Source organism: Pseudomonas sp. S2_C03 (assembly GCF_054668405.1).
Genome location: NZ_CP162766.1, coordinates 2,689,469 through 2,713,834, shown reverse-complemented (window position 1 = coordinate 2,713,834; position 24,366 = coordinate 2,689,469). Strand labels below are relative to the sequence as shown.

General features: G+C 60.6%; 26 protein-coding genes. 13 read left to right on the top strand and 13 right to left on the bottom strand.

Annotated features, from left to right (window positions below):
• Positions 1-294 precede the first annotated feature (294 nt).
• The gene (kdgD, locus tag AB4N64_RS12245; RefSeq protein WP_460125820.1) at positions 295-1,203 is read left to right on the top strand and encodes a 5-dehydro-4-deoxyglucarate dehydratase; all 909 of its coding nucleotides are present in this window, start codon (positions 295-297) and stop codon (positions 1,201-1,203) included.
• 141 nt (positions 1,204-1,344) lie between these two features.
• Here kdgD and AB4N64_RS12240 read toward each other — a convergent pair whose 3' ends face one another.
• Both AB4N64_RS12240 and AB4N64_RS12235 read right to left on the bottom strand, forming a co-directional pair.
• Positions 1,345-3,594, bottom strand: coding sequence for an ATP-binding protein (locus tag AB4N64_RS12240; RefSeq protein ID WP_460125818.1), 2,250 nt, complete (start codon positions 3,592-3,594; stop codon positions 1,345-1,347).
• Entirely contained in the window at positions 3,591-4,199 is a 609-nt protein-coding gene (locus tag AB4N64_RS12235; protein WP_460126730.1) for a biliverdin-producing heme oxygenase, read from the bottom strand. The genes AB4N64_RS12240 and AB4N64_RS12235 overlap by 4 nt, the downstream gene beginning before the upstream one ends.
• A 156-nt stretch (positions 4,200-4,355) precedes the next feature.
• Between AB4N64_RS12235 and AB4N64_RS12230 the strand changes: the two genes are divergently transcribed.
• Both AB4N64_RS12230 and AB4N64_RS12225 read left to right on the top strand, forming a co-directional pair.
• Positions 4,356-4,496, top strand: coding sequence for a hypothetical protein (locus AB4N64_RS12230; RefSeq protein WP_460125816.1), 141 nt, complete (start codon positions 4,356-4,358; stop codon positions 4,494-4,496).
• 16 nt (positions 4,497-4,512) lie between these two features.
• The gene (locus AB4N64_RS12225; protein ID WP_460125814.1) at positions 4,513-4,890 is read left to right on the top strand and encodes a hypothetical protein; all 378 of its coding nucleotides are present in this window, start codon (positions 4,513-4,515) and stop codon (positions 4,888-4,890) included.
• Positions 4,891-4,915: 25 nt separating this feature from the next.
• On the opposite strand, the gene AB4N64_RS12220 is transcribed toward AB4N64_RS12225, so the two are convergent.
• The 5 genes from AB4N64_RS12220 to AB4N64_RS12200 form a co-directional block, all read right to left on the bottom strand.
• Positions 4,916-5,872 (bottom strand): alpha/beta hydrolase, encoded by a 957-nt coding sequence (locus tag AB4N64_RS12220; protein WP_460125812.1) that lies wholly within the window; start codon positions 5,870-5,872, stop codon positions 4,916-4,918.
• 55 nt (positions 5,873-5,927) lie between these two features.
• Complete coding sequence (locus AB4N64_RS12215; RefSeq protein ID WP_460125810.1) at positions 5,928-6,947, bottom strand: transketolase family protein; 1,020 nt, start codon at positions 6,945-6,947, stop codon at positions 5,928-5,930.
• The gene (locus AB4N64_RS12210) at positions 6,944-7,792 is read right to left on the bottom strand and encodes a transketolase (RefSeq protein WP_460125808.1); all 849 of its coding nucleotides are present in this window, start codon (positions 7,790-7,792) and stop codon (positions 6,944-6,946) included. The genes AB4N64_RS12215 and AB4N64_RS12210 overlap by 4 nt, the downstream gene beginning before the upstream one ends.
• 17 nt (positions 7,793-7,809) lie before the next feature.
• On the bottom strand, positions 7,810-9,108 hold the full coding sequence (locus AB4N64_RS12205) for an MFS transporter (RefSeq protein ID WP_460125806.1): 1,299 nt from the start codon (positions 9,106-9,108) through the stop codon (positions 7,810-7,812).
• 99 nt (positions 9,109-9,207) lie between these two features.
• The gene (locus AB4N64_RS12200) at positions 9,208-9,957 is read right to left on the bottom strand and encodes an SDR family NAD(P)-dependent oxidoreductase (RefSeq protein WP_460125804.1); all 750 of its coding nucleotides are present in this window, start codon (positions 9,955-9,957) and stop codon (positions 9,208-9,210) included.
• Positions 9,958-10,156: 199 nt separating this feature from the next.
• Here AB4N64_RS12200 and AB4N64_RS12195 point away from each other — a divergent pair, with 199 nt between their 5' ends.
• Positions 10,157-11,071, top strand: a complete 915-nt coding sequence (locus tag AB4N64_RS12195) for a LysR substrate-binding domain-containing protein (RefSeq protein ID WP_460126729.1) — start codon at positions 10,157-10,159, stop codon at positions 11,069-11,071.
• Between the two features lie 31 nt (positions 11,072-11,102).
• Here AB4N64_RS12195 and AB4N64_RS12190 read toward each other — a convergent pair whose 3' ends face one another.
• A complete protein-coding gene (locus AB4N64_RS12190) occupies positions 11,103-11,999 on the bottom strand; it encodes an AraC family transcriptional regulator (RefSeq protein WP_460125802.1) in 897 nt (298 codons plus the stop codon).
• 129 nt (positions 12,000-12,128) lie between these two features.
• Here AB4N64_RS12190 and AB4N64_RS12185 point away from each other — a divergent pair, with 129 nt between their 5' ends.
• The 3 genes from AB4N64_RS12185 to AB4N64_RS12175 all read left to right on the top strand — a co-directional run bounded on the left by AB4N64_RS12185 (position 12,129) and on the right by AB4N64_RS12175 (position 14,030).
• The gene (locus AB4N64_RS12185) at positions 12,129-13,199 is read left to right on the top strand and encodes an aldo/keto reductase (RefSeq protein WP_460125800.1); all 1,071 of its coding nucleotides are present in this window, start codon (positions 12,129-12,131) and stop codon (positions 13,197-13,199) included.
• A 20-nt stretch (positions 13,200-13,219) separates the two neighbouring features.
• Positions 13,220-13,723, top strand: coding sequence for a nuclear transport factor 2 family protein (locus AB4N64_RS12180; protein WP_460125798.1), 504 nt, complete (start codon positions 13,220-13,222; stop codon positions 13,721-13,723).
• A 91-nt stretch (positions 13,724-13,814) separates the two neighbouring features.
• Positions 13,815-14,030: a hypervirulence associated TUDOR domain-containing protein gene (locus AB4N64_RS12175; protein ID WP_460125796.1), complete on the top strand. Its 216-nt coding sequence runs from the start codon at positions 13,815-13,817 to the stop codon at positions 14,028-14,030.
• Here the strand turns inward: AB4N64_RS12175 and AB4N64_RS12170 are convergent.
• Positions 14,025-14,921: an EamA family transporter gene (locus AB4N64_RS12170; RefSeq protein WP_460125794.1), complete on the bottom strand. Its 897-nt coding sequence runs from the start codon at positions 14,919-14,921 to the stop codon at positions 14,025-14,027. The two genes, AB4N64_RS12175 and AB4N64_RS12170, sit on opposite strands and share 6 nt — an antisense overlap.
• Positions 14,918-16,141 carry an MFS transporter gene (locus AB4N64_RS12165; protein WP_460125792.1) on the bottom strand — a complete coding sequence of 408 codons (1,224 nt, stop codon included), beginning with the start codon at positions 16,139-16,141 and terminating at the stop codon, positions 14,918-14,920. Before AB4N64_RS12165 ends, AB4N64_RS12170 begins: the two co-directional genes overlap by 4 nt.
• Positions 16,142-16,251: 110 nt before the next feature.
• Between AB4N64_RS12165 and AB4N64_RS12160 the strand changes: the two genes are divergently transcribed.
• A complete protein-coding gene (locus AB4N64_RS12160) occupies positions 16,252-16,704 on the top strand; it encodes a winged helix-turn-helix transcriptional regulator (RefSeq protein ID WP_460125790.1) in 453 nt (150 codons plus the stop codon).
• 127 nt (positions 16,705-16,831) lie between these two features.
• On the opposite strand, the gene AB4N64_RS12155 is transcribed toward AB4N64_RS12160, so the two are convergent.
• Complete coding sequence (locus tag AB4N64_RS12155; protein ID WP_460125788.1) at positions 16,832-17,932, bottom strand: acyltransferase family protein; 1,101 nt, start codon at positions 17,930-17,932, stop codon at positions 16,832-16,834.
• A gap of 194 nt (positions 17,933-18,126) precedes the next feature.
• On the opposite strand from AB4N64_RS12155, the gene AB4N64_RS12150 reads away from it, so the two are divergent.
• On the top strand, positions 18,127-19,053 hold the full coding sequence (locus AB4N64_RS12150) for a Gfo/Idh/MocA family protein (RefSeq protein ID WP_460125786.1): 927 nt from the start codon (positions 18,127-18,129) through the stop codon (positions 19,051-19,053).
• 38 nt (positions 19,054-19,091) lie between these two features.
• Here AB4N64_RS12150 and AB4N64_RS12145 read toward each other — a convergent pair whose 3' ends face one another.
• Positions 19,092-19,331 carry a hypothetical protein gene (locus tag AB4N64_RS12145; protein WP_460125784.1) on the bottom strand — a complete coding sequence of 80 codons (240 nt, stop codon included), beginning with the start codon at positions 19,329-19,331 and terminating at the stop codon, positions 19,092-19,094.
• 235 nt (positions 19,332-19,566) lie between these two features.
• On the opposite strand from AB4N64_RS12145, the gene AB4N64_RS12140 reads away from it, so the two are divergent.
• The 4 genes from AB4N64_RS12140 (at position 19,567) to AB4N64_RS12125 (ending at position 22,141) form a co-directional block, all read left to right on the top strand.
• Positions 19,567-20,679 (top strand): alkene reductase, encoded by a 1,113-nt coding sequence (locus AB4N64_RS12140; protein WP_460125782.1) that lies wholly within the window; start codon positions 19,567-19,569, stop codon positions 20,677-20,679.
• A 120-nt stretch (positions 20,680-20,799) separates the two neighbouring features.
• Positions 20,800-21,270 carry a hypothetical protein gene (locus AB4N64_RS12135; RefSeq protein ID WP_460125780.1) on the top strand — a complete coding sequence of 157 codons (471 nt, stop codon included), beginning with the start codon at positions 20,800-20,802 and terminating at the stop codon, positions 21,268-21,270.
• 38 nt (positions 21,271-21,308) lie between these two features.
• Positions 21,309-21,920: a hypothetical protein gene (locus AB4N64_RS12130; protein ID WP_460125778.1), complete on the top strand. Its 612-nt coding sequence runs from the start codon at positions 21,309-21,311 to the stop codon at positions 21,918-21,920.
• Positions 21,921-21,979: 59 nt separating this feature from the next.
• Positions 21,980-22,141 (top strand): DUF2986 domain-containing protein, encoded by a 162-nt coding sequence (locus AB4N64_RS12125; protein ID WP_460125776.1) that lies wholly within the window; start codon positions 21,980-21,982, stop codon positions 22,139-22,141.
• 10 nt (positions 22,142-22,151) lie between these two features.
• Here the strand turns inward: AB4N64_RS12125 and AB4N64_RS12120 are convergent, their stop codons facing one another.
• On the bottom strand, positions 22,152-24,278 hold the full coding sequence (locus AB4N64_RS12120) for a TonB-dependent receptor family protein (RefSeq protein WP_460125774.1): 2,127 nt from the start codon (positions 24,276-24,278) through the stop codon (positions 22,152-22,154).
• Positions 24,279-24,366 lie beyond the last annotated feature (88 nt).

Genomic DNA, 24,366 nt, shown 5'->3' with positions numbered 1-24,366 from the left:
GATAAAGTGAGGACGATGCATGAGAAAGACCACCTTTTATTATTAGTTATACGTCGTCGTATGACCTGAGTTGAGTTTTTCTTTTTGCCCTGATGATGTCAACGCAATAGGGCTGGATGGCTGAGTCAATGTTTTTATTAAGGGGATAACGGAATTTAATCAACGTGGTTAAACGGTTGCCAGAGGAGGGTCGAGGAGGCTTCTTCAGTTATTAGGGGATTGTTTTAAGTGCAGTTGTATGATGTCGTATAAATTCAATTGCTTCTCCCATGACAATAACAAGGTGATAACAAGATGACCCCTTCCGAGCTTCAATCTGTCCTGTCCTCCGGGCTGCTGTCTTTCCCGCTGACCGACTTCGATCAGCAGGGCGACTTCAATGCGGCGGGTTATGCGCGGCGTCTGGAATGGCTGGCGCCCTACGGCACCAGCGCGCTGTTTGCGGCGGGCGGAACCGGTGAGTTTTTCTCTCTTGCCACCAGCGAATACCGTTCGGTGATCAAGACGGCTGTCGATACCTGCGCCGGCAGCATGCCGATCCTCGCCGGCGTCGGCGGCTCGACCCGTCAGGCAATCGAATATGCGCAAGAAGCGGAGCGCCTGGGCGCCAAAGGCTTGCTGTTGTTGCCTCACTACTTGACCGAGGCGAGCCAGGAGGGTGTGGCGGCCCACGTCGAGGCCGTGTGCAAATCGGTCAAGATTGGTGTGGTGGTCTACAACCGCAACGTCTGCCGGCTGACCGCGCCATTGCTCGAACAATTGGCCGAGCGCTGCGAGAACCTGATCGGGTACAAGGACGGTTTGGGGGATGTCGAGTTGATGGTGTCGATCCGCCGTCGACTGGGTGATCGGTTCTCGTACCTGGGCGGCCTGCCGACCGCAGAAGTGTACGCCGCCGCGTACAAGGCGCTAGGCGTACCGGTTTACTCGTCAGCGGTGTTCAACTTCGTGCCGCAACTGGCGACCAATTTCTATCAGGCGATTGCCCGGGAAGACCACACAGCGGTCGGCAAAATGATTGACGATTTTTTCCTGCCTTATCTGGACATCCGCAACCGCAAGGCGGGCTACGCTGTCAGCATCGTCAAGGCCGGGGCAAAGATCGTTGGGCATGACGCCGGACCGGTTCGTACGCCGTTGACCGACCTGACGGGTGAAGAGTACGAAATGTTGGCTGCGCTGATTGAAAAGCATGGCAAATAACGGCCGCCCATGACTGGCAAGCGTCATGGATAGGCTGTGCCACGCCCCGCCAAAGCGATGCTCTGGCGGGGCGTTTTTCGTTACGATGCTGCGCTCATGGAGCGGGGTGATGTCAAGCGCCTGGCAATCTCCCCAAGCGATTCACTTCACACCATCAACCGCTGCCGGCAGCGTGAATTTGAACAAGGCTCCCTGGCCAAGCACACTCTCGGCCACGATGCGCCCACCGTGGGCCTCGACAATCCCCTGCGAGATATACAGACCCAATCCAGTGCCCGTTGGATTGCCTTCCTTCATCGTCCAGTAGCGGTCGAATACATGAGGCAGATGCTCCGCAGGTATGCCTTCACCGCTGTCGCGCACGGTGAAGACGATTTCGCCGCCGCACGATTCGGCGTGCACGCCTACCGTGCCCAGGCGCGGGGTGAACTTGATCGCGTTGCTGACCAGGTTCGACAGCACCTGGAACAAGCGCTCAGGGTCCGCCTGGATGCGCAGCTCGGGATCAGCCTCGAAGGAAATGCTGATGTCCTTGTCCAGTGCCAGAGGGGCGAGCAGCGCTTGAGCTTCCTCGAACATCTGGGCGACATCGAGCTTTTGCGGCGTGATCGTGTAGCGGCCCGCGTCGATCTTGGAGGTGTCGAGCAGGTCTTCGAGCAGCGTATTCATGCGCCCGGCGGCTTGTTGCATGGTGTCGATTGCGGTGGAAATGCGCCGCGAGGTGTGCGGGCCATCGGAGCTGAAGGTCTTTTGCATCATGCCGCATAGCATGGAAATGACCGTCATCGGATTGCGCAAGTCGTGGGACACCACGGCCACCAGTTCGTCGCGGGCGCGCACGGCTTCCTGCTCTCGACGCACCTGGCGAGCCAGGTCATTTTCCAGCGCCGAGCGGCGCAGGTCGTTGGCCGCGTAGAGGTCGCCGTGGCTCCACTTGGTGGAAATCCCGGACATTTCGACTTTCCAGATTTCGAACGAGGTGCGCGGTCGCAGTCGCAGACCCGTGTCGGAGTTCTCAAGATCCAGCGGCTTTCGCGGGTCGCCGCTCCATTGGATGTTCTCTTTGACTTCCGGACGGAACCACATCACGCCATTGTCGACAGGTTTGGGCAGGCTCATGGCAAGCACACCGCTGGCCACTTGCTGATACTGCGCGGCGGGTGGGTAGACACTGGCCAGGTGATGACTGGCGAACACCGGTTTGCCACTTTCCTGCAACCATTTGTGCAACGCGCGGATTTCGTCGGGCTCCGGGCAACTGCCGTACCGGTGCAGTTGCTTGTCCTCGATGATGGCGATGCCACACGCCCGGGCCAGCGCCATCAGTACTTGGGGTTGTTGGGCCAGGCCGTCGAAGACATTCTGTGGTGAGTCGATCATTGCCTGATTGAGCAGCGCCAGCGACTCGAGCTTCTCATCACGCTGGCGGCTCAGTTCCAGCGCCTCCATCGCGTTGATCTGCAGCGACAGCACCTGGCCGATGGTCTGGCAGGCCGTGCGCAACTCATGCGGGACATGCAACGGCTGGCGGTTGCCACAGCTGATCAGGCCCCACAGTTGGTCTCCGCGCATCAGGGAAATGCTCATCGATGAAAGCACCCCCATGTTCTTCATGTACTGGCAGTGAATGGGCGAGACGCTGCGCAGGGTCGCGAAACTGAGGTCCAGCGGGGTCTGGGTGTCGGGTCGCAGCTTCGGCACCAGCGGCACCGGCTGGTAATCGGCGTTGGGGATGATCCGCAACCAGTTGGTGCGATACAGCTCACGGGCCTGTTCGGGGATGTCCGACGCCGGGAAGAACAGGCCGTTGAACACTTCCATAGACGGGTCGGAAGCCTCGGCGATGACCTGGCCGTGGCCTTCCTCTTCGAATCGGTAGATCAGTACCCGGTCGTAACCGGTCATGGCCTGTATTTCCTTGACGCTCACGTCGTACAACTGTTGCAGCGTGGTCGCCGCTTGCAGGCGCTGGAGCATCCGCCCCAGATTCGTCTGGTTGCCGGCGACATTGCGCGGCTGGAAATTCTCGACATGAATCTCCAGTTCCAGGATCAGCACCCCTTCATGGCGATGCAGCAAGCCTTCGAACGCCGTGCCGTTGATTTTGAAGCGCAGGGGTGGGACGTCGAAGAGCGTAGGTTGCTGCAACGCTTCGCGTACGGCTTTGGCGTGTGCGTCACCGATGAGGCTTTGCAGCGGGCGCCCGATCAGCGTCTGCGGCTCTCGCGCCAATAATGTGTCGACGTTGGCACTGACCTGGATGATCTCCAGTTCAGGCTCGGTCAGGGTCAGCAGCAAGCCGTGGGGCTGGATGGCCCCGGGAAAACGGATAGGTTCGTCGGCGCAGTTGGCCAGGAGTTCTTCAAACGCGTCTTTGTCTTGTGGTGTCATACCAGAACCTCCTGGCTTTGCAGCCAACGTTCGAAACAACTGAAAGTCGTGTGTGCTGCGGCGACGACTGCCTTGCGCTCGTCGGCGTCCATTGGGCGGCTGCCCAGGTAATCGATGAAATCGCGCCAGCGGCGGCCGGTCGAGGCGCCATAGACATCCAGGAATGCGGCACCGTTTTCTGCGCCCAGGTCCAACCGTGAGGCGATTTCCCGACGCAGGATCTGCCCGCCGAGCGTTGCGCCTTCCAACACGTAGAGGACACCCAGACACGCTGCGGCGCTATCGATCACCGGCAAGTCTCGGCAGGCGGGCAGATCTTCCAGTGCTTGCTCGGACAGGCCCATGGCTTGCAGGTCGCGGCCCAAGGTCATGGCTTTGAGTCGCATGCGCAAGTCAAAATCTTCCGGCATGTACGCGCTCAACTGCAATGCGGTTTCCAGCGGTCGATAAAAACCGTAATAGGCCTGCATCAGGCGTTGGAAAGCCTGGACATCAAGGGTGTCGGAGAAAAACGGCAGACGTTTCTCCAGGGCGATATGCAGCACGGCGGTGCCGGTGCGCAGATCCTGAAGCACGGGTGGGACCTCACGGGTCTTGGGTTGCATGGTCATAAACTCTAATCCGACCTCGTTATGGCCATGACTGAAAAAATTCCGGTGTGCATACTACAGTTCTTGGGCAGAACTGGTTTGAGGGTTTTTTGTAATTGCGATGGCTGGTCCATGGTTAACTGACCGCCATTTTCTGGGAGGGTTCGCGCGATGGATACTGCATTCAAACACCCACTGTTTCTTGTAGGGCTGCCTCTGCTTGCCATCGGCATCAGTACGGAGAACACCGGTTTCTGGTTGCCCGGACTGGTGTTCATGGTCATCGGCTGGTCGCAGCGGTCGAAGAAATAACGCAGGAAAGCGTTCGATGGAAGCGCAAAGCAAAATTCTGGTGTTCTTGAGGCGCCACCGATACGTGGTTCTGACATTGATGATCGTCGCGACTCTGGTCAACGCGTTCGCCCGTTTCACCGGGGATTGGGAGCGCTTCTGGACCGTCCTGATGCTGCAGGCACTGTTCGGGCAGGCAGTGTTCAACTACCTGCGTGGGGGCACGGTGCAGTTCGCGACGGGTGGTGGGCTGTCAAAGGACGCCAACCCAATGGGCCGTGCCGCCCTGGCAACCTTCGCGCTGGCGGTTTATCTGGTGGCGTTCGCCTACGAGGGACAGCCGCGCGAGCCGTCCATTCATGATAAACGGCCAGGTGACTGGACGATGCCGACGCGGGAAGAGAACCGACCGTGAAGTACGCCAGCGAAGGGCAACCGCCTCAAATGCCGGAGGATGCGCCTTCGCTGATCATTGTTTTCAAGGCCCGCGCGATATCAAGGCGCGATTGATCGGTAATCCGCCCGGGATGCTGATCGAACATGTGCGGTGCCCCTGGATAGACATGCAATTCAATGGGCACGCCGGAGCGGGACAATCGGGTGGCGAAGGCCACGCCTTCTTCCAGGAACAAGTCCAGCGCGCCCACCGACAGGAATGTACGGGGCAGGTTGGCCAGGTTCGTCTGAAGCGCCGGTGAATACAAGCCCGCACTCGCTTGGCTCAGGGGGTGATCTGGGCGCAGGCAACTCCAGCAGAATTGGTTGGGGTGCGCGGACCAGCCAATGACGCCGGTGGTGCAATTGGTGTGCGGTGAACTTTCGGTGCCCGTGCGATGGTCAAGCATGGGATAAATCAGAACCTGACCGGCGAGTACATACTGCTCCCTGTCTCGAACCAGCATCGCCAGGGCGGCCGCCAGTCCTCCGCCCGCGCTGTGACCCATGATCACCAGGCGCTTTGCATCCACACCGAGCGATTGTTGGTTGGAATGCAGCCACGCCAGCGCCGAGTAACAATCATCCAAGGGAGCAGGGAAGGGGAATTCAGGTGCCAGCCGGTAGTCCACCGCGACGATAATTGCCTGTACCTGCTCAGCCAGATCCGCCAGATAATCATCGGCCATCTCCGGTCGGCCCAGGACGAACCCTCCGCCGTGCAGGTAGACGATTGCAGGAAGCTTGCTTTCAGGCGAGCTGCTTGGTCGGTACAGGCAGAGGCGCAATTTCTGACCATCGCAGCCCGGTATCCATCGCTGCTCGCAACGAAGCTCGTTCGCAGGCTTGAAGCCGGCATGCACACGATTACGGATGTCTGCCAGGGTATCCAGGGACCAGGTTTGTGTACCGGGCATCAGGAAACCTTGAAAGTCAGGGTCCAGCAGCTCTTCGGGTTTCATATCCGGCCTTTTTGCAGCGTCGGGCGCCTTTGTGAAGGCGCCGCTCGGGGTAGGTTTACAGCCAGGCCTTGATCTGTGCGCAGACGGCCGTTGTGGAAATGCCATAACGGTCATGCAACGTCGGCAGGGCCCCGGCATCCAGAAATGCATCGGGCAAGGCGATTTGCCGGAAGGTCGGGGTCACGCCGTTGCGCAACAACACACCGGCGACGGCCTCTCCCAATCCGCCAATCACCGAGCTGTTTTCCGCCGTCACCACGAGGCGACCCGATTTTCGAGCCTCGGCCAGAATGGCCTGCTCGTCCAGTGGCTTGATGGTCGGTACATGCAGGACCGCCACATCAATGCCATCGGCTTGCAAGTGTTTAGCGGCTTCGAGCGAGCGCATCGTCATTAAACCCGTGGAGATAATCAGCACATCATTGCCGGTGCGCAGAGTCTTGGCCTTGCCGATCTCGAACGTGTAACCGTACTCGTCTAGCACCAGGGGAACGTTACCGCGCAGCAGGCGCATGTACACCGGGCCTTGGTGAGCCGCGATAGCCGGCACAGCCTGTTCGATTTCCAGCGCATCACAGGGGTCGACGATCATCAGGTTAGGCATGGCGCGGAATATCGCCAGGTCATCCGTGGCCTGGTGGCTTGGGCCATATCCTGTGGTGAGGCCCGGCAGACCGCACACGATCTTGACGTTCAGGTTTTCCTCGGCAATTGCCATGCAGATAAAGTCATAGGCACGCCGGGAGGCGAACACGGCGTAGGTAGTGGCGAAAGGAACAAACCCTTCGCGGGCCATGCCTGCGGCCGCGCTCATCAGCAATTGCTCGGCCATGCCCATCTGGTAGAACCTGTCTGGGTGCGCTTTGGCGAAAATATGCAGGTCGGTGTACTTGGACAGGTCGGCGGACAGTCCGACAATGTCCGGGCGCTGCTCTGCCAGCGAAGCCAGGGCGTGGCCGAAGGGGGCTGAGCGGGTGGCCTGGCCCTCGGATGCGATGGAGGCGATCATTGCCGAAGTTGTCAGACGCTTTTTGCTCGGCACAGCGGCTGAAGTCGCAGGGGTGGCGTTGCTCATTGTTCTTTTCCTTCTTCAAGATTGTTCAGTGCCAGCTCCCATTCATGTTCTTCCACACGGATAAAATGGTTTTTCTCTCGTGCTTCCAGAAACGGCACACCTTTACCCATCTTGGTATCGCAGATGATGACGCGCGGCTGTGCGCCCGAATGGTTGCGGGCGGCATCGAAGGCGGCAACCAACGCTTCGAGGTCGTTGCCATCAACGCGCTGGGTGAACCAGCCAAAGGCTTGCCAGCGATCGACGATGGGCTCGAATGACAGGATTTCGCTGGAATAGCCATCGGCCTGCTGATTGTTGACGTCGACGATGGCGATCAGATTGTCCAGTTTCCAATGCGATGCCGACATCACCGCTTCCCAGGTGGAACCCTCATTCAGTTCTCCGTCCGAGAGCAGGTTGTAAACGAAGGAAGATGAGGCCTTGCGTTTGAGGCCCAAGCAAGCACCCACCGCAATGCCCAGTCCCTGGCCGAGGGAGCCACCGGTGATTTCCATCCCAGGGGTGTAAGCGGCCATGCCCGACATCGGCAGCCGGCTGTCATCCGAACCGTAGGTTTCAAGTTCATCGAGTGGAATGATCCGGGCTTCGATCAAGGCGGCGTACAAAGCAATGGCGTAGTGGCCGATCGAGAGGTAGAAGCGATCTCGTTCCTCCCACTGTGGATCTTGCGGCCGGTGGTTCATGGCGTGGAAATACGACACTGCCAACAGGTCGGCAGCGCCGAGCGCCTGTCCGACGTAGCCCTGGCCTTGAACTTGCCCCATGCGTAGCGCATGGTGGCGAATGTTGTGGGCGCGTTCGGCCAGTGTCACGGGTGATTGCGGTGCAGAGGTAGGGTTCATGGTAAAGCTCCGAGAAATCAACGATTGACCAGGGTTGCTGGGATGCGCAGGACCAGCGTGGCACCGCCCAGCAGCACGCCGGTAATCAGGTACATGCCGATGGCGCTGGAGCCGGTCTGTGTGGTGACCCAGCCGATCAGATAGGGCGAGCAGAACCCGGCGAGGTTGGCGAAGCTGTTGACGGCCGCGATGCCGGCGGCGGCCGATACGCCACCGAGCAAGGTGGTGGGCAGCATCCAGAACAGAGAGGTGGCGGACAGGATCCCCGAGGCCGCCAGGCACAGGCTGAGGATGGAAAGCGTCACATTGCCACCCACCAGGGCTGCCAGGCTCAGGCCGATGGCTCCCGCAATCATGGGCACGATGAGATGCCAGCGGCGTTCGCGATGTTTGTCACCGCTGCGCCCGACCAGCAGCATCGCCGCGATCGCGCAAAGGTAAGGCAGGCTGGTCAGGAATCCGATGTGCAGCGGATCGGAGACACCGGCATTACGCACCAGCGTCGGGAGCCAGAAAGTGATTGCGTACTGACCCATCACGACGCAGAAGTAGATGGCGGCGAGCAGCCACAGGCGCCTGTCCCGGATGAATTCGCCGACCGAGGCGTGCGTGACTTTCTGCTGGTTGTCTTCAGCGAGCTCGCGGGTGACCAGCGCTTTCTCTTCGTCGTTGAGCCAGTCTGCCTGATGCACCCCATCTTTGAGGTAGCTCAGCACCAGCAGCCCGACGATGACCGTTGGCACGGCCTCGATGACGAACATCCATTGCCACCCGGCCCATCCATGGACGCCGGCGAAATGGTTCATGATCCAGCCCGATAGCGGGCCACCGACCATGCCGGACAGCGGAATGGCGATGAACCACAGCACGGTCATGCGCGCCCGGCGATAGGACGGGAACCAGTAGGTGAGATAAAGCAGCAGACCTGGGGCAAGCCCCGCTTCGGCGATACCCAGCAAAAAGCGCAGGGCATAGAACTGCCACGCGGTTTCCACGAAGGCGAACAGGGCGGAAATGATGCCCCAAGTGATCATGATGCGGGCAATCCACACCCGTGCGCCGACTTTGTGAAGGATGATGTTGCTGGGCACTTCGCAAAGGAAATAACCGATGAAGAACATGCCCGCGCCCAGTCCATAGACGGCTTCGCTGAGCGCCAGGTCGTTCATCATTTGCAACTTGGCAAAACCGACGTTGACGCGATCCAGATAGGCGCACAGGTAGCACAACATCAGGAAGGGCATGAGGCGCCAGGCCGTTTTACGGTAGGCGTTGGAACGCACGGTCGAAACCGCTTCGAGCGACAGGGTTGTCATGATGGTCCGATCTCTTGTTTTTATTGACCGCCAGGCCATTGGCCCGGCTGCATCATCGATCCAGAACCGCACGGGCCATGCAGGCCCGCCCAGAGTGACTCAGTGAATCAGCATTCCGCCGTTCACATCCAGGGTGATACCGGTCAGGTATGAGGATAGGTCGCTGGCCAGGAAGAGCGCGGCGTTGGCGACGTCCTGTGCTTCACCCAGGCGGCCGAGCGGAATGCCGTCGATGATCGCGTGGCGGCGCTCGTCCTGCATCAGCCCACCAGTGATGTCGGTATGAATCAGGCCCGGGGCAATGGAGTTGACACGAACCTTGTCCGGCCCGAGTTCCCGCGCCATGGCCTTGGCCAGCCCCAGAACACCCGCCTTGGCAGCGCTGTAGTGCGGTCCGCCGAAAATGCCGCCACCGCGTTGTGCCGACACCGAAGACATGCACACGATGCTGCCGCCCCCCTGTTGGCGCATTGTGGGAATCACTGCTTGCGACATGAGCAGGGTGCCGCGCAGGCTGACGTCCAGCACCTTGTCGTAATCCGAAGGGCGAATGTCCAGCGTCTTGAGGGGCTGGGTGATCCCGGCGTTGTTGACCAGAATGTCGATGCGCCCGAAATGCTCGATGATTCTGGCGACGGCGTGCTGGACCTGGGTCTCGTCGGCCACGTTGGCCGCCAGGCCGAGATGGCCTTCGCCGAGCGATGCGGCAGCATCTCGCGCAGCCGATTCGTCCAGGTCGAGGATGACGACACGAGCGCCGTGTTGCGCGAAAGTGGTCGCGGTTGCGCGGCCAATCCCTCGTGCGGAGGCTGCACCGGTGATGATTGCGACTTTGCCTTGGACAAGCATGGGAGAGCACCTCTGAGTTGTTTTTATGAGGTCGGTTCATTTGGAGCCGATGACCCAGCTTGGTCTTGCGCGATGCCTGGAGCAATAAGGCAAATATCACTCGGTGCTGAAAAAAATTCAGCACTCGCCAGCCTGGCTTTGCAATGATTGAATGTACCCATCCCCGGTTTCCGCCGCCTGTAAAGAAGTGAGGATGATCATGCCAACCTCCGGCGATACGCCTGCGGTGTTGCCACCGCTGAAAGCCATTCAGGCCTTTGAGCAAACAGCGCGCTTCGGTAACGTTGCCAGAGCGGCAGAAGTGCTTGACCTGACGCCTTCTGCGGTCAGCCATCAACTGGCCAAACTGGAAGCCATGATTGGCCGCCAATTGTTCCTGCGCACCGCCCGGGGAGTCACGCTGACGCCAGTCGGCGAGCAATACCTCAAGGAAATCTCGGGAATCCTGCACAGCCTGGCGGTGGCGACCGAGCGCGCCACCAATGATGTCAGCCTGGATTGCCTGCGGTTGCATTCTTCACCCAGTTTTGGCCTGTTATGGCTGATGCCGCGGCTGGAGCAGTTTCGGCAGAGCAATCCGGACATCCAGCTGAATCTGTCCTGCTCCTACGAGTCGCTGCACTTCAGTCGCGACAAGATCGATGTCGATATTCGCCATGGCATGCCCAACTGGCCGAGCTACGAAGTGCGCACCATCGGCAACGAAACCATTTCTGTCATGGCCTCCCCAAAACTCCTTGAAAAACACCCCGTCGGCAGTGCCGCCGATTTGCTGGACAGCCAGTTGATCCTGTCGGAGGCGACGTTGATCAAATGGCCGCAACTGTTTGCCCAGCATGGGCTGTCACGTCCCGAGAAACCCTACACGCTGAGCTTCGACCGGTCTTACATGACGCTGGAGGCAGCCAGTCATGGGCTCGGTTTCGCGTTGGAAAGTACCTTGCTGGCCCGCGAATATCTGGCAAGGGGTGACCTGGTGGAGGTCGCGCCTTCGCTGAGTGCGCCCATCACTGCGCATCATCTGGTGTTTCCGCGCGCGCACTCCAGCTTCCCCCGCGTGCGCAGATTTCTCGACTGGATGCAGCAGGAGTTGGGGCACGACTTCGATTATTGAGCAGCGCGTCCCTGTCTCACGAGTCCGGCCGCTAGGCGGACCATTCGACCGTGTTGCGCAGCCGCTGTGCATCCTTGCCCGGCGGCAGTCCAAACATGCGCACATAGTCGCGGCTGAACTGCGAGGGGCTGTCGTAGCCCACGCGATAGCCGGCGCCGGCGGCATCGAACGCCTGCGCCACCATCAGGCGCCGGGCTTCCTGCAGGCGTAATTGACTGCGAAATTCCAGTGGGGTCATGGCGGTGACGGCCTTGAAGTGGGCGTGGAACGTCGAGCGGCTCATGCCTGCAACGTCGGCCATTTCTTCGATCCGGCAAGCTTCGTGGTAGTGGTTGCGTATCCACGCGATGGCACGGGCGATCTGGTTCAAGCGGCTATCTCCCCTGGCCATCTGCCGGACGATTCCGTTGGCGTTGCCGGTGAGCAGGCGATACAGCATCTCGCGAATGACCAAAGGCGCCAGCTCTTCGATGTCGGCTGGGGTATCCAGGAGCCTGGCGAGTCGGACGGCGGCGTCCAGCATCGGCGCGGTGGTCGTGTTGAGCTCGATGCCCGATGTCGGCAGGTCGGTCGTGTCATCCGGTGCGCGGTGGCGCAGGGCGAGCTCACTCAATACGCTCATGTCCAGATCCAGCACCAGGCACAGGTAAGGCGCCTGCTCGCTGGCCTCGATGACCGAGCCCATGACGGGAATGTCCACGGACGCCACCAGGTGCGTGGCAGCGTCGTAGACATACGACGCACTGCCCGCCACCACATGTTTGCGACCCTGGGCAATCAGGCACAGCGTCGGTTCGTAGACCACAGGCATCGGGATGGTGGGTTTGCTGGAGCGAACAAGACTGACCCCGGGGATCGGGGTGTCATGAATACCGTCAGTGGGCGCATGGCGACTGATGAGGTCGATCAGGCTTTGCAAAGACTCCATGGGAACTCCGTTAAACGCCGGCTCGGATAATCGTGCAAGAAGGAAGGACGATTCATCTACAAGCGTGCGGGCCTTGGCGGGCAGACTTGTTTCGTACTCGTCAGCATCCACTTCTGTAAGGAGGCCATAATGCCTGCAACCACAGCACTCGACCACTACCGCCTGCTCGGACGATCAGGTATGCGCGTTTCGCCGCTTGCCCTCGGCACCATGACGTTTGGCGCCGACTGGGGCTGGGGGGCGGATGAAGCTGAAGCCCGGCAGATTTTCGATGCCTACGTCGATCATGGCGGCAACCTCATCGACACGGCGGTCAACTACACCAACGGCGCCTCTGAGCGCATTCTTGGCCAGTTCCTCAAGGGCAAACGTGACCGCCTGGTGGTGTCGACCAAGTTCACCATGTCCCGCGACCCCAGTGATCCCAACTCGGGTGGCAACCATCGCATGAACCTGATGCGCTCGGTGGAGACCAGCCTCAAGCAACTCGATACCGACCGCATCGAATTGCTCTACCTGCACGCGTGGGACTTCACCACCGGCGCAGAGGAAGTCATGCGCGCCCTTGATGATCTGGTGCGTAGCGGCAAGGTGCTCTACCTCGGTATCTGCAACACCCCGGCGTGGAAAATCGCCGAACTGCAGACCCTCGCCACATTGCGCGGCTGGTCGCCCCTGGTGGCATTGCAGATCGAGTACAGCCTGGTGGAACGCAGCGTCGAACATGAGTTGATGCCAATGGCGCAATCGATGGGGCTGGGAGTCTTGCCCTGGTCACCCTTGGGCGGCGGAATCCTCACCGGAAAATACGTTCGTGAGGATCTGGGCCAGGCCAGCGAAGCTAACGTCTCGGCGACGCGCAAGGGTGTCATCAGCTCTTCGGGGCATATGAATGAACGCTCCCTGCAAATTGCCAGCGTGGTGGCAGCCGTTGCCGACGAGGTGGGCGCCACGCCATCTCAGGTCGCCCTGGCTTGGACGCTGCTCAATCCGGCCGTGGCGGCCCCCGTGATGGGCGCCAGGACGCTGGCCCAGGCACGGGATAATCTGGGTGCCCTCAGTTTGCAACTGGCTGACGAGCACATCGCCCAGTTGAATCAAGCCAGCGCTCCCGAGCCCATCTTTCCGGGGCGCTTCGTCTCCCGGCCTATGGCCCAGCAACTGATATTCGGTGGCGCTCAATTGGAGCGCCGGGTGTGATAGCCGAAGGAGGCATATTCATGAGTTCCATCACCTTGCAACGCGTGCGCTCGATGACACTGGCATTGCTGGTTGGCCTGGGAACAGGGTCGACCGGGGCCAGCGCCAACTCAATGATGGCTGTCGAAGCACGAAACAAACAGCACGTTACCGAAGCCTTTGACCGCTGGGCCGCCGGTGGCACCACATTCTTCAGCGACATCCTGACACCGGATGTCGTCTGGACCATCAAGGGCTCAGGCCCCAGTGCGGGTGAATATCGAGGGGTGGATGCATTCGTCGAACAAGCGGTACGCCCCTTCGTTTCGCGCCTGTCCAGCCCGGTCCGGCCCGTTCGCAAGCAGATATGGGCCGATGGCGATCACGTGATCATTCAATGGGACGGCGTTGGTACGGCGCGTGACGGGCAGGCGTATCGCAACAGCTACGCCTGGATCTTCCATATGCGCGACGGTAAGGCGTTCGAGGCCACGGCCTTTCTTGACCTGGCCCCTTATGACGATGTGTTGCGACGTATCCCTTAACAGGCGGCGAATTAGTCAGAAGGCCGATCAAACTGAATCTCTCCGTGCCTGGCGGTTCTACAACAGAACAGACAGGCACGGAGAAAGGAAAATGAGCACATCATTGAATGTCGGGGACGCGGTGCGCTGGAATTCCGAGGCTGGGATCATCCACGGCAAGGTCGTCAAAGTGCACGTCAAGGATGTCGAGTTCATGGGGCGCCATCGCCCGGCATCGAAGGATGCCCCGCAATACGAGGTCAGGAGTGACAAGACCGGTCACCTGGCGATGCACCATGGCGAGGCGCTGCATCGCACTGGATCATGAAGCGCAACGATTCACGCGACTGCGCACGGCGTCCAGCATACGCTGGCCGTAAAGACCGACACCCAGCCCCGCAACAATCAGCACCACCGCCACGATTTTGTTGATTGACAGCCTCTCATCGAAAATCATCACCGAACCCAGCAAACCGAACACCGGCACCAGCAAGGACAATGGAGCGACGGTGGAAACCGGGTATTGCTTCAGCAGTGAATTCCACACCCAGTAACCGAACAGCGTGTTGGGGTACACCTGGAACAGAATTGACAGCACGGCACGATAGTCCAGTTGGTGGACCAGGGCGCTGTAACCCGCCGAACCGTTCACGGCGTATTCCAGCGCAAACAGCGGGATCGGCGAAAACGCGCTGGACCACACGAGGAAGGCGAACACCTGGGTGGTTCGGGCCTTTTTGTTGATCACGTTGGCCGCACTCCAGGCCACTGCACCCAGCAATACCAGGATCAGCCCGGCGGCGGTAACGGTGCCGTCGACAATGGAAAGAATGCTCAACAAGCCGCATAACGCGATGGCCATACCCGCCAGTTGATAGCGTGAGACCGTTTCCTTGAACACCCACGCACCCAGCAGGATGGTGAAAAACGCGCTGAACTGCAGCACCAGCGAAGCGATGCCGGCAGACAGTCCGGCCTTGATCCCCAGATTGACCACGCCCCACAGTCCAATGCCGAATACCAGACCGTAGCCAATGATGTAGCGCCATTGCACCTCGGGTTTGGGGATGAAAAAGAGGGCGGGCACGGCGCAGAGGCTGAAGCGCAGGCCGGCGAGAATCAGCGGGTCGACGGTGCTCAGCCCCAGTTTGATCACCGAGAAGTTCAGCCCCCAGATGGCGGTGATGGAAATGGCGAGCAGCAAGTGCCGTGTCTTCATGCGCAGGGTCCTTGATCGATTGCGGGGAGATGTCGGGTGAAAAACCACAGAAACAGTGCCGTTGCGCTGATCAACCCGCCCAGCAGGCTCACCGCGGGCCAGCCCCATAGCGCGTACACCTGGGTCGCGGCGGCGGCGCCAAGCGCGCTGCCCACCGAATAAAAGCACATGTAAGCGCCGACCATGCGGCTTTGCGCGTCGGGGCGCGCGGTGAAAATCAGGCTCTGGTTGGTGACGTGAACGGCCTGCACGGCGTAGTCGAGCAGGATCACGCCAACAACCAGCGCGAGCAGCGAGGTTTGCGCAAACGCGATGGGCAGCCACGACACTGTCAGGAGCGCCAACGACAGGCCGGTCACCCGTTGGCCAAAACCTTGGTCGGCCCAGCGACCGGCTCGCCTGGCGGCCAGGGCGCCGGCAATACCCGCCAGGCCAAACAGGCCTATGGCGGTATGGGAAAGCGACAGCGGCGGGGCGCTCAAGGGCAGGACCATGGCTGTCCAGAGCACGGAGAAGGCGGCGAAGATCAGCAGGGCAAACAGGCCTCTGATGCGCAGGGTCGGTTCGGTCAGGAACAGCGCGAACAGTGAGCGGATGAGTGCTGGGTAGCTGTGCTTGACTCGCGGGGCTGCAGCGTCCGGTGCCATGTTGTAGAGCACCACCGCGAGGGCGAGCATGAGCCCGGATGAAACGAAATACACGGCGCGCCAACCGGCGAGATCGGCAATCAGCCCCGAGGTTAACCGGGCCATCAGGATGCCCAGGACGATACCGCTGGTGACGGTTCCCACCGCCTGCCCACGTTGTGCGGGTGTCGCCAGCACGGCGGCGTAGGCCACCAGCACCTGAACCACCACGGCGAGCAGCCCGACAGCGATCATCGACGCCAACAGCACCCACCACTGCTCGGCCGAGCCGACCGCCGCCAGGGCCACGGAAGTGGCGAGCACTTGCGCCAGAATCAGCCATTTGCGGTTCAGCAAGTCGCCCAGCGGGACGATGAACAACAAGCCCAGCGCATAACCCACCTGCGTCGCCGTCACCACCCTGCCAATCAGAGACGGCGCGACGTTCAGGTCTTGGGCCATGGTGTCGAGCAAGGGCTGTGCGAAGTAGATGTTGGCGACTGCAAGCGCACAGGTCATGGAAAACAGCAGGGTCAGTGATGGCGAAAGCCCCGCAGGCGAGTCGGCTTGGCGAACTGCGGTATCAGCTGTCATGTGCGGCTCCGTCGGTTAAACTGGTTTCAATTTAAAACCTGATGGGCAGGTTGCTGGATCAGGTTTCAAAATGCAACCAGATTTAAGTGCGATTTTGCGAGGAGCAAGCGATGGTGCAAGACACTTCACCGCAAGCCAACGAGTGCCCGGTCGCCAGGACACTGCAAGCCATTGGCGATCGCTGGTCGCTGATGATCATCCGCGACGCGTTTGACGACATTCGCCGTTTCAGTGATTTCCAGAAGAACCTGGGCGTGGCCAAGAACATATTGACTGCGCGGTTGAAAGCACTGGTGGAGGTGGGGGTGTTCGACGTGCGACCAGCCTCGGACGGCAGTGCCTACAAGGAATACGTCCTGACGGAACAGGGACGTGAAGTCTTTCCGATAGTCGTCAGCCTGCGTCAGTGGGGGGAGCGGTTCCTGTTCGAGCCTGGTGAGACACGCTCGATGTTGCTCGACGACGAGGGCGGCGAGCCGGTGATGCCCATAGAAGTGCGCTCGGCCAGTGGCCGCAAGCTGGGGCCGGCGGATTGTCGGCGGGTGAGGATTGTGGTCGAGTGAGGCAGTACCCACCGTTCCCCTGCAGGAGCGCCGGTCGACGCTCGATTGCTCGCGATGGTCGTGAACGATGACGCGGGCTGCCTGGACGCCCGCGGTGCCCGGGCCTCCATCGCGAGCGTGCTCGCTCCTACAGGGGCGCGGTGATCGGGGCGTCGTTGCGCTTGAACTTGATGCGCCGGCTCCAGGCGATGGCGGGGCGTTCGAACAGGCGGTAGGCAATGGCGGCCACGACGATGCAGCAGACGATGATCAGCACCGTCGCCAGGATGTCCGAGGCCAGGCCGTCGGGCATGAAACGCCGGTACACCCGCATTAATGTCCCGGTCACCGGGGAATGGAACAGGTACAGGCTGTAGGAAATCAGCGCCATCTTCTGCACCGGATAACTGGCCAGCAAACCCAGTGTGACGGACCGATTGAGCAGCAGGCAAAACGACAGGCCGGTCAATCCGGCCGCCGTGGCAAATGAGTCGTCACCGAGCACCCCGATCAACAAAACCACGGCGCTGTACCCCATGGCGACAACCCGGCTCTGCAGCGTGCCGGACAGGGTTTGGGCGCACAGCACGCCTGTCATGAAACTGTACCAGAACGCAATAAAGCCACCTTTCCAGCCGATCGAATGGATGAGTTCGGTGGGCCACAGCAGCGCCAGCAGCGCACTGGCCCAAATGAAGTGATTGCGCGATTTGAACGTTTCACTGCCGGCGGCCTGGTCAGCCAGCCACATCAGCAATGCAAAGGCGATGTAGAACTGCACCTCGATGCACAGGGTCCAGAACACTGTGATGATGTTCCTGATGCCCAGGAAATCCTGGAGAAACAGCATGTGCGCGAAAATATCCGTAGCCCCGGGAAGAGCCACATCGGGTTGACCGAACATCCGTTTGGCGGCAATCACCGCCACACCCAGGGCGATGGCCGCATAGTAGGGCGGGGCCAGGCGCACCAGGCGGCGCGCGACAAAGTGGGCCGCGTTGGCATTGTTCATCGTCACCCGCGCCGTGGTGGTCGCCATGACGATACCGCTCAATACGAAAAAGATCGGCACGCCCAGGTGACCGGCATCGAACACCGCATACTTGACCCAGTGCGGGATGGCGGCAAGAAGGGTGGGGATGTGAGTGCCTTCGGACAGGTGGAACAACACCACCCAGAAGGCTGCGAAGCAGCGCAGGGCGTCGACCAGGGCGAGGCGATGCTTATCGTCAGTGGTGATTACACTCATTCCCGCGTCTCCATTGTCCAGCTACGGATTCTTATCGTTCTGTAATGCAACCACTGAGTCGCAGCTTAGCACCTGGCGGGGCTTGTCAACGGGGCAGAACGCCAACGCATGCACGCCGTCGATGACTTCCCCGCGAGACAGACGTATCTTTCCCGTTCGCTGATTCAAACAAGACAAACAACAAGGAGTCATTGATGTTACCGATCCGTCTCGGCCTGGTGGGTTACGGCAAGATCGCCCAGGATCAACACGTGCCAGCGATCAAGGCCAATCCCGCTTTCCAACTGGTGTCCGTTGCCACCCAGGGGCAGCCCTGTGCCGGGGTTGAGAACTTCAAGTCCCTGGACGAAATGCTGGAAAAGGGCCCGCAGGTGGATGCGATTGCGTTCTGCACGCCACCACAAGGACGATTCGCGCTGGTGCAACAAGCACTGGCCGCGGGCAAACACGTGCTGGTAGAAAAGCCGCCGTGCGCCACCTTGGGCGAAGCGATGGCGCTGGCGGATCAGGCCGACAACCAGGGTGTCAGCGCATTGTTTGCCTGGCACTCACGCTACGCGCCGGGCATCGACCCCGCCCGCGACTGGCTGGCCAGCCGCACACTGCAAAGTGTGCAGATCGACTGGAAGGAAGATGTGCGCAAATGGCACCCCGGCCAGGCCTGGATTTGGCAACCGGGCGGCCTGGGCGTATTCGACCCGGGCATTAACGCCCTGTCGATCGCCACTCACCTGTTGCCGCTGCCGTTGTTTGTCGAATCGGCCGAGTTGCGGGTACCGAGCAACTGCCAGTCGCCGATTGCCGCTTCCATCAAAATGGCCGACGCGCGCCAGCTCGATGTGCGGGCCGAGTTCGACTTCGATCACGGCCATGACGAGCTCTGGAGCATCGAAATTCGTTGCAGCGAAGGTACCTTGCGCCTGGATAACGGTGGCGCACGGTTGAGCATCGATGGTGTGCGCCAATCGGTATCAGAGGAGGGTGAGTATGCCGCCGTGTATCGGCACTTCCAGCAACTGATCGGCGACAAGGCCAGCGATCTGGATTTGCAGCCGCTGCGGTTGGTGGCGGACAGCTTTTTCGTCGGCAGTCGTACGCTGGCTGAGCCGTTCTACGATTAATCGGGATCGGCACCGCGGCAGGTATCAGCCTGCCGTGGTCATTCCAGCCAGGTGTTCAGCACCCGACGATCCAGCTCTTCCCATTCGGCCATGCCCAGCACCCGCGTGGTATTCAAGCCGCGCAGATAGCCGCGTAACTGATTGGCGGTCGCCCGCACCCGCTCGGGATCGGGGGTGCTTTCGCGCACCAGGATGGTTTCGTACGGGACCAGGTACTCTGCCACTCGATCACGGTATTCGGGCAGTACGGCGTCGCGAATGAGGTCAAAAGTTCTCAAGCAGGGATCCTCGGCGAATCTTGGTTTTATTGGCTGTGCATCCGTTGGTACGGAGCGCACGTATTGCTAGAAATAATCCGTGGCATGACGAAACGCAAGTGCTGCTTTGGCGTGGGGCGGTGCGCGCTGCCCAGCCCATTGCTGTCGGCGCAACGCTGTATTGCCCGTTCGATGGATTCCGGGACATGCCCGGCGAGCCTACGCTGGCCTCCTTTATCAAAAGGAGTCCGCCTACATGACCACGTCCCTGTTCGATCCCATTCAACTGGGTAACCTGCAACTTCCCCATCGTATCGTGATGGCGCCCCTGACTCGCTCGCGGGCCAGCCGTCCCGGTAATGCCCCGACCGACCTGAACGTTGAATACTATCGCCAGCGCGCCAGTGCTGCGCTAATCATCACCGAAGCCTCGCAAATTTCCCAGCAGGCGCAGGGTTATGCCTGGACGCCAGGGATCTACACCGATGAACAGGTGGCGGGATGGGCACGTGTGGCCGATACCGTTCACGGCGAAGGCGGCAGGATTTTCCTGCAAATGTGGCATGTCGGCCGGGTGTCCCATCCTTCATTTCAACCAGGGGGTGGTTTGCCGGTTGGTCCGAGCGCGCAGCCTGTACCGGGCAAGACTTACGTCGAAGGTGCACAGGGCAACGGGGAATGGGTCGACGTACCGGTGCCCCGTGAACTGACAAAAGACGAGATCGCCTTCGTCATCGACGATTATCGTGTTGCCGCCAGACGTGCCATCGACGCAGGGATGGACGGTGTCGAAATTCACGCAGGTAACGGCTATCTGCTGGACCAGTTCATCAATTCCAACAGCAACCTGCGAACCGACGCCTACGGCGGCTCCATCGAAAACCGGGCCCGTTTCCTCATTGAGGTGGCCGATGCGGTCGTCGCGGAAGTCGGTGCGCACCGCGTTGGCGTTCGCCTTACACCTATGGGGCGCTTCATGGGCATGGGCGATGCCACACCTGAGGAGACTTTCGGATACGTGGTCAAAGCACTCGACGCACGCACGCTCGCCTATCTGCACCTGGTCGAGCCGCAAATCGTCGGCACGGTCAAGGACGAGGAGGTCGATCCCGCGTGGGACCGTATCATTCTGGCGCTGCGTGCGGCCTGGCGCGGCACACTGATCCTGGCGGGCGGATACGACAAGCAAAGCGCGGAAAAGGCCTTGGCCAACGGCCGGGCGGATTTGATTGCGTTCGGGCGTTCATTCATTGCCAACCCGGACCTGCCACTGCGTCTGCGACTAGGCGCGCCTTTGAATCTTGCTGACGGTTCGACATTCTTCGGGGGTACGCAGGCGGGTTATACCGACTATGCGAAACTGGGCTGACCAGGGTGCAGCGTCATAAGTGATGGCAAAAAGCTCAATCACTCCATGTATCATCTCGCACGCCGTGTGCAGGGCTTAACTGGCCTCGCACGATTACCCGAGCGATACATGGAGTCTCTAATGGCTGTACGCCGCTTTACTGCTGCATTCCTGGTCTTGATCCTGGCAGGGTGTGCGACCAACACCCCGGAGAAACCCATCTCCCCAATGCCCGAAGCCGAATACGCGCAACTGATGGTGGCGCAGGCCACCGCAGGCGTTGGCTCCATTTCCGGCAAGCTCTACTTCACCGACCGCCGGGGCCGAGTGGTCCAGGGCAACAACAGCAACATGTTGATGTGGCCGGCCACGCCCTATACGGAAAAGCGCCAGCAGGCCGAACGGGCCGGCATCCGCTTGCCTGACCGCATGGACCCGCGAATCGACAAGCTGACCCGTCGCACGTTCAGCACCAGCACCGGCGAGTTCAAGTTCGATGCCGTGCCCGCTGGCACCTACTTCGTCTGGAGCTATGTCGACATGAATTCCATCGTCAGGCGGGTGGTTGTGCAGGAAGGCCAGGAAACCACGATGTTCCTGACCAACGATTGATCAGGACCGAACGCAATTTCACCACAGGGAAACAACGGATGAACAAGTGGATGCTGGTGCTCGTCGCGCTGCTGTCGTTGGGTGGCTGCGTCAGCCCCTCCAACATGATCGAGCGGGCCCATGAGAACACCCCCATCGACCCCCGGAAAGCCATCATCGTCGGTTACGTGTCGGAGGGGTTCCTGACCCAGCCCCATGGCCTGCACGTGATGCTCAAATACCAGGACCCCAATCCGCAGGCCACGGCCACGCGCATCGAGTTGACCACGCTGGACCAGAACAACGAAGTCCAGGGTAGCCGCAACATCATGGGCAACACCTTCGTCTATGAAGTGCCGGCCGGCACCTATGAGATCACCCATTGGTTCTACCGCTTTTATGACGGCATGAGTGTCGACCTGAAAAAACCGCTTAGGTTTACCGTCAAGCCAGGAGACGCGGTCTACATCGGCAGCTTCCATGGCAATGCACTGACCCTGTGCCTGGCCAATCGCGACGACTTTGCCAAGGCGGTCGTCGATATCAAGAAAGCGCACCCGTTCCTGGCCAACGTGGCAATCACCGATCTGTCGCAGGACCTGCAATTTCCAGGCTGGCCCAGCAGCAAGGCCGAGGATGTTTTTGGAAAAGGGCTGTGCAAGTTTCAATAACGCGGGACAATGCGGGTTAGCCTGCTTGTTTCCAACGTTGAATGCCCGAGTAGAAAGACATGAATCGCCGCAAGAAAATCAATCAGATACTTAAAGCCAATGCCAAAAAGGCCAGTGCCAAACTGGCGCCGAAGAGCAAACCCCAGTACATCAGCAAGGCTGACCGTGCGAAGTTGGCGGCCGAAGCTGGCGATGACGCCGTCACCCCGTCCGAGAGTTGATCGTCCGCCGTCAACGCCAGCTCCACGACACCCCGACATACGCCGCCAAGCCCTCGCCCGGTGTGGAGCGGGCGGCGTCCAGGCCCTTGTCGTCGTAGCCCGGCGTCACCGTGGCGGCGTAGCGCTTGTCGGTCAGGTTGCGGATGTCCAGCCAGGTCTGCCAGTCATCCTTGGGGGCGTTGTAACCCAGGGTGGCGCCGAAGAGGGCGTAGGGATCGGCGTAGTAGCTGTTGGCGTAATCCACCGCGACCTTGGACACCCACTGCGTATTGATTGCGGCAAAGAAGCCTTGTGGCCAGTCGTAGCGCAGTTCGCCCTGGTAGTAATGCATCGGCAACCCCGGCAGGCGGTTGTCGCCGAAGCGATCGTCGTCGCGGTAGTGAAAATCGCTGAAGGTGTAGCTCTGGCGCAGGCTCAGCTCACTGCCATCGTCGCCTGACCACAGCGGGCTTTGCAGGCTGGCTTCCACGCCTTGATGCACCGTGGGGCTGGCGTTGAGCTCGTAAGGCGTGGTGGCGTTGGCGTCCGGCAGCACCGAGAGCAATTCGTGGCGGACTTGCGAGTAGTACCAGGACAGGCTCCATTGGCCGACGGCGCTGTCGCCACGACCGCCCAATTCCAGGGTCGTCGCCGTCTGGTTTTGCAGCTCGATCGGATCGCGTTGGGTTCCGGTCGCCGGGCCGTTGCCGGGGCCGAAGCGCTGGTTGGCGCTGTAGATCAGCGACCACGGGTGCGGCCCTTCGACGGAGCGACTGAGGTTACCGAACACCTGCAAGTCCGGCGTCACCTGATAGCGCAGGCCCAGGCGTGGCGCGTAGTCCCAATCGCCCATGCTGGTCTTGCCGCCACCCTCGGGGTAGGTCACGGCACTTTCACGACGGGTGTAGATGGCGGCCAGGCCGGTGGTCAACCACAAGTCGTCGGCAATCTCCAGGTCATTGCCTGCATGCAGGACAGTGTCCGAACCTTGATAGGTAAAGTTGCGCATGTGGGTGCCCGGTGCGTAGCCCGTGGTGTTGCCACCGGGGATGCGCACCAGCTCGCTGGCCCCGGCATTGGGCAAGTGCTTGGTCACGCGCAGGCCCACGGTGCTGCGGCTTTGCAGGTCCCACAACGTATCGCGCCGCTTGTAGTCGAACGTGCCGCTGACATCGGTGTAAGCCACCTTCAAGCGGTTGGGGCCTTCGCGCAGGTCCATCGGGTAGTCGTGCCAGACAAGGCCTGTCTCGATGCTCGAATCGTCATCGAGATAAAACGTGGTCTTGTTGCCGATGAAGGTGCTGCCTGGCTGTTTGCGTCGATCATCGCGCGACACGTAGGCGGGGTTGGCCGCCCGTGGGGTGTGCTCGATGGAGTGCTTGGTCACCCGGCCGGCGAGGTCGTTGTCAGTCTGGCGGTAGCGCAGGTAGAAGCGCGTTTCCAGGTTCGGGTTGAAGCGATAACCGAAGTTGGCGATCACCCCCTGGCTCTCGCTGGCGGTGTGGTCCTGATAGCCATCGGCATTGGCGTCGGTCAGGGACAGGTAGTAGTCGAAGTTACCCAGTACCTGACCAGAGCTGATTTGCCGCTGTTGATAACCATGGCTGCCCGTGGCATAGCGCACCTGCAAGCGCGGCGCCGTGTAGCCGGTGTGACTGACGTAATCGATGGCACCGCCCAGCGCCAGGGCACCGCGATTAAAACTGTTGGCGCCGCGCAACACTTCCACATGCTCGACCCACAACGGTTCGAGCAATTCGTAAGGTGTGCCACCGGGGCCGGTCAGCGGCAGGCCGTCGAGCATCGTGTACAGCCCTGACGCGTGGGCGCCCGGTGCACGGTTGATTCCCGAGCCACGGATCGAAATCTTCACCCCTTCATTGCCCGCCGATTGTGCGTAGACCCCGGGTTGATAGGCCAGCACATCCTGGTTGCTGGCCACGCGTCCCTGCAAGGTGCGACGCATGTCCACCACGTTGGTGCCGCCGGGCACCTCGGCCAGTCGGGCCTTGGCGTCTTCGATCGATTGCTCTTCGCTGCCTGGCTCCTCTGCGCCGATCAGCACTTCCCCCAGCTCCAGGCCCTGGGCTTCTGCCAGGGGCGGACACACGAGCGCCAGGCCCAGCAGCGCGGCGGGCAAGGATTTAGGCGAGGGCATTGAGAAAACTCCAGACGTGCGGGAAAAGGCAGTGAAAAACTGCGACGTAGGGAGGGACGAAGGAAACACATGGGAATTTTGTTTTTTT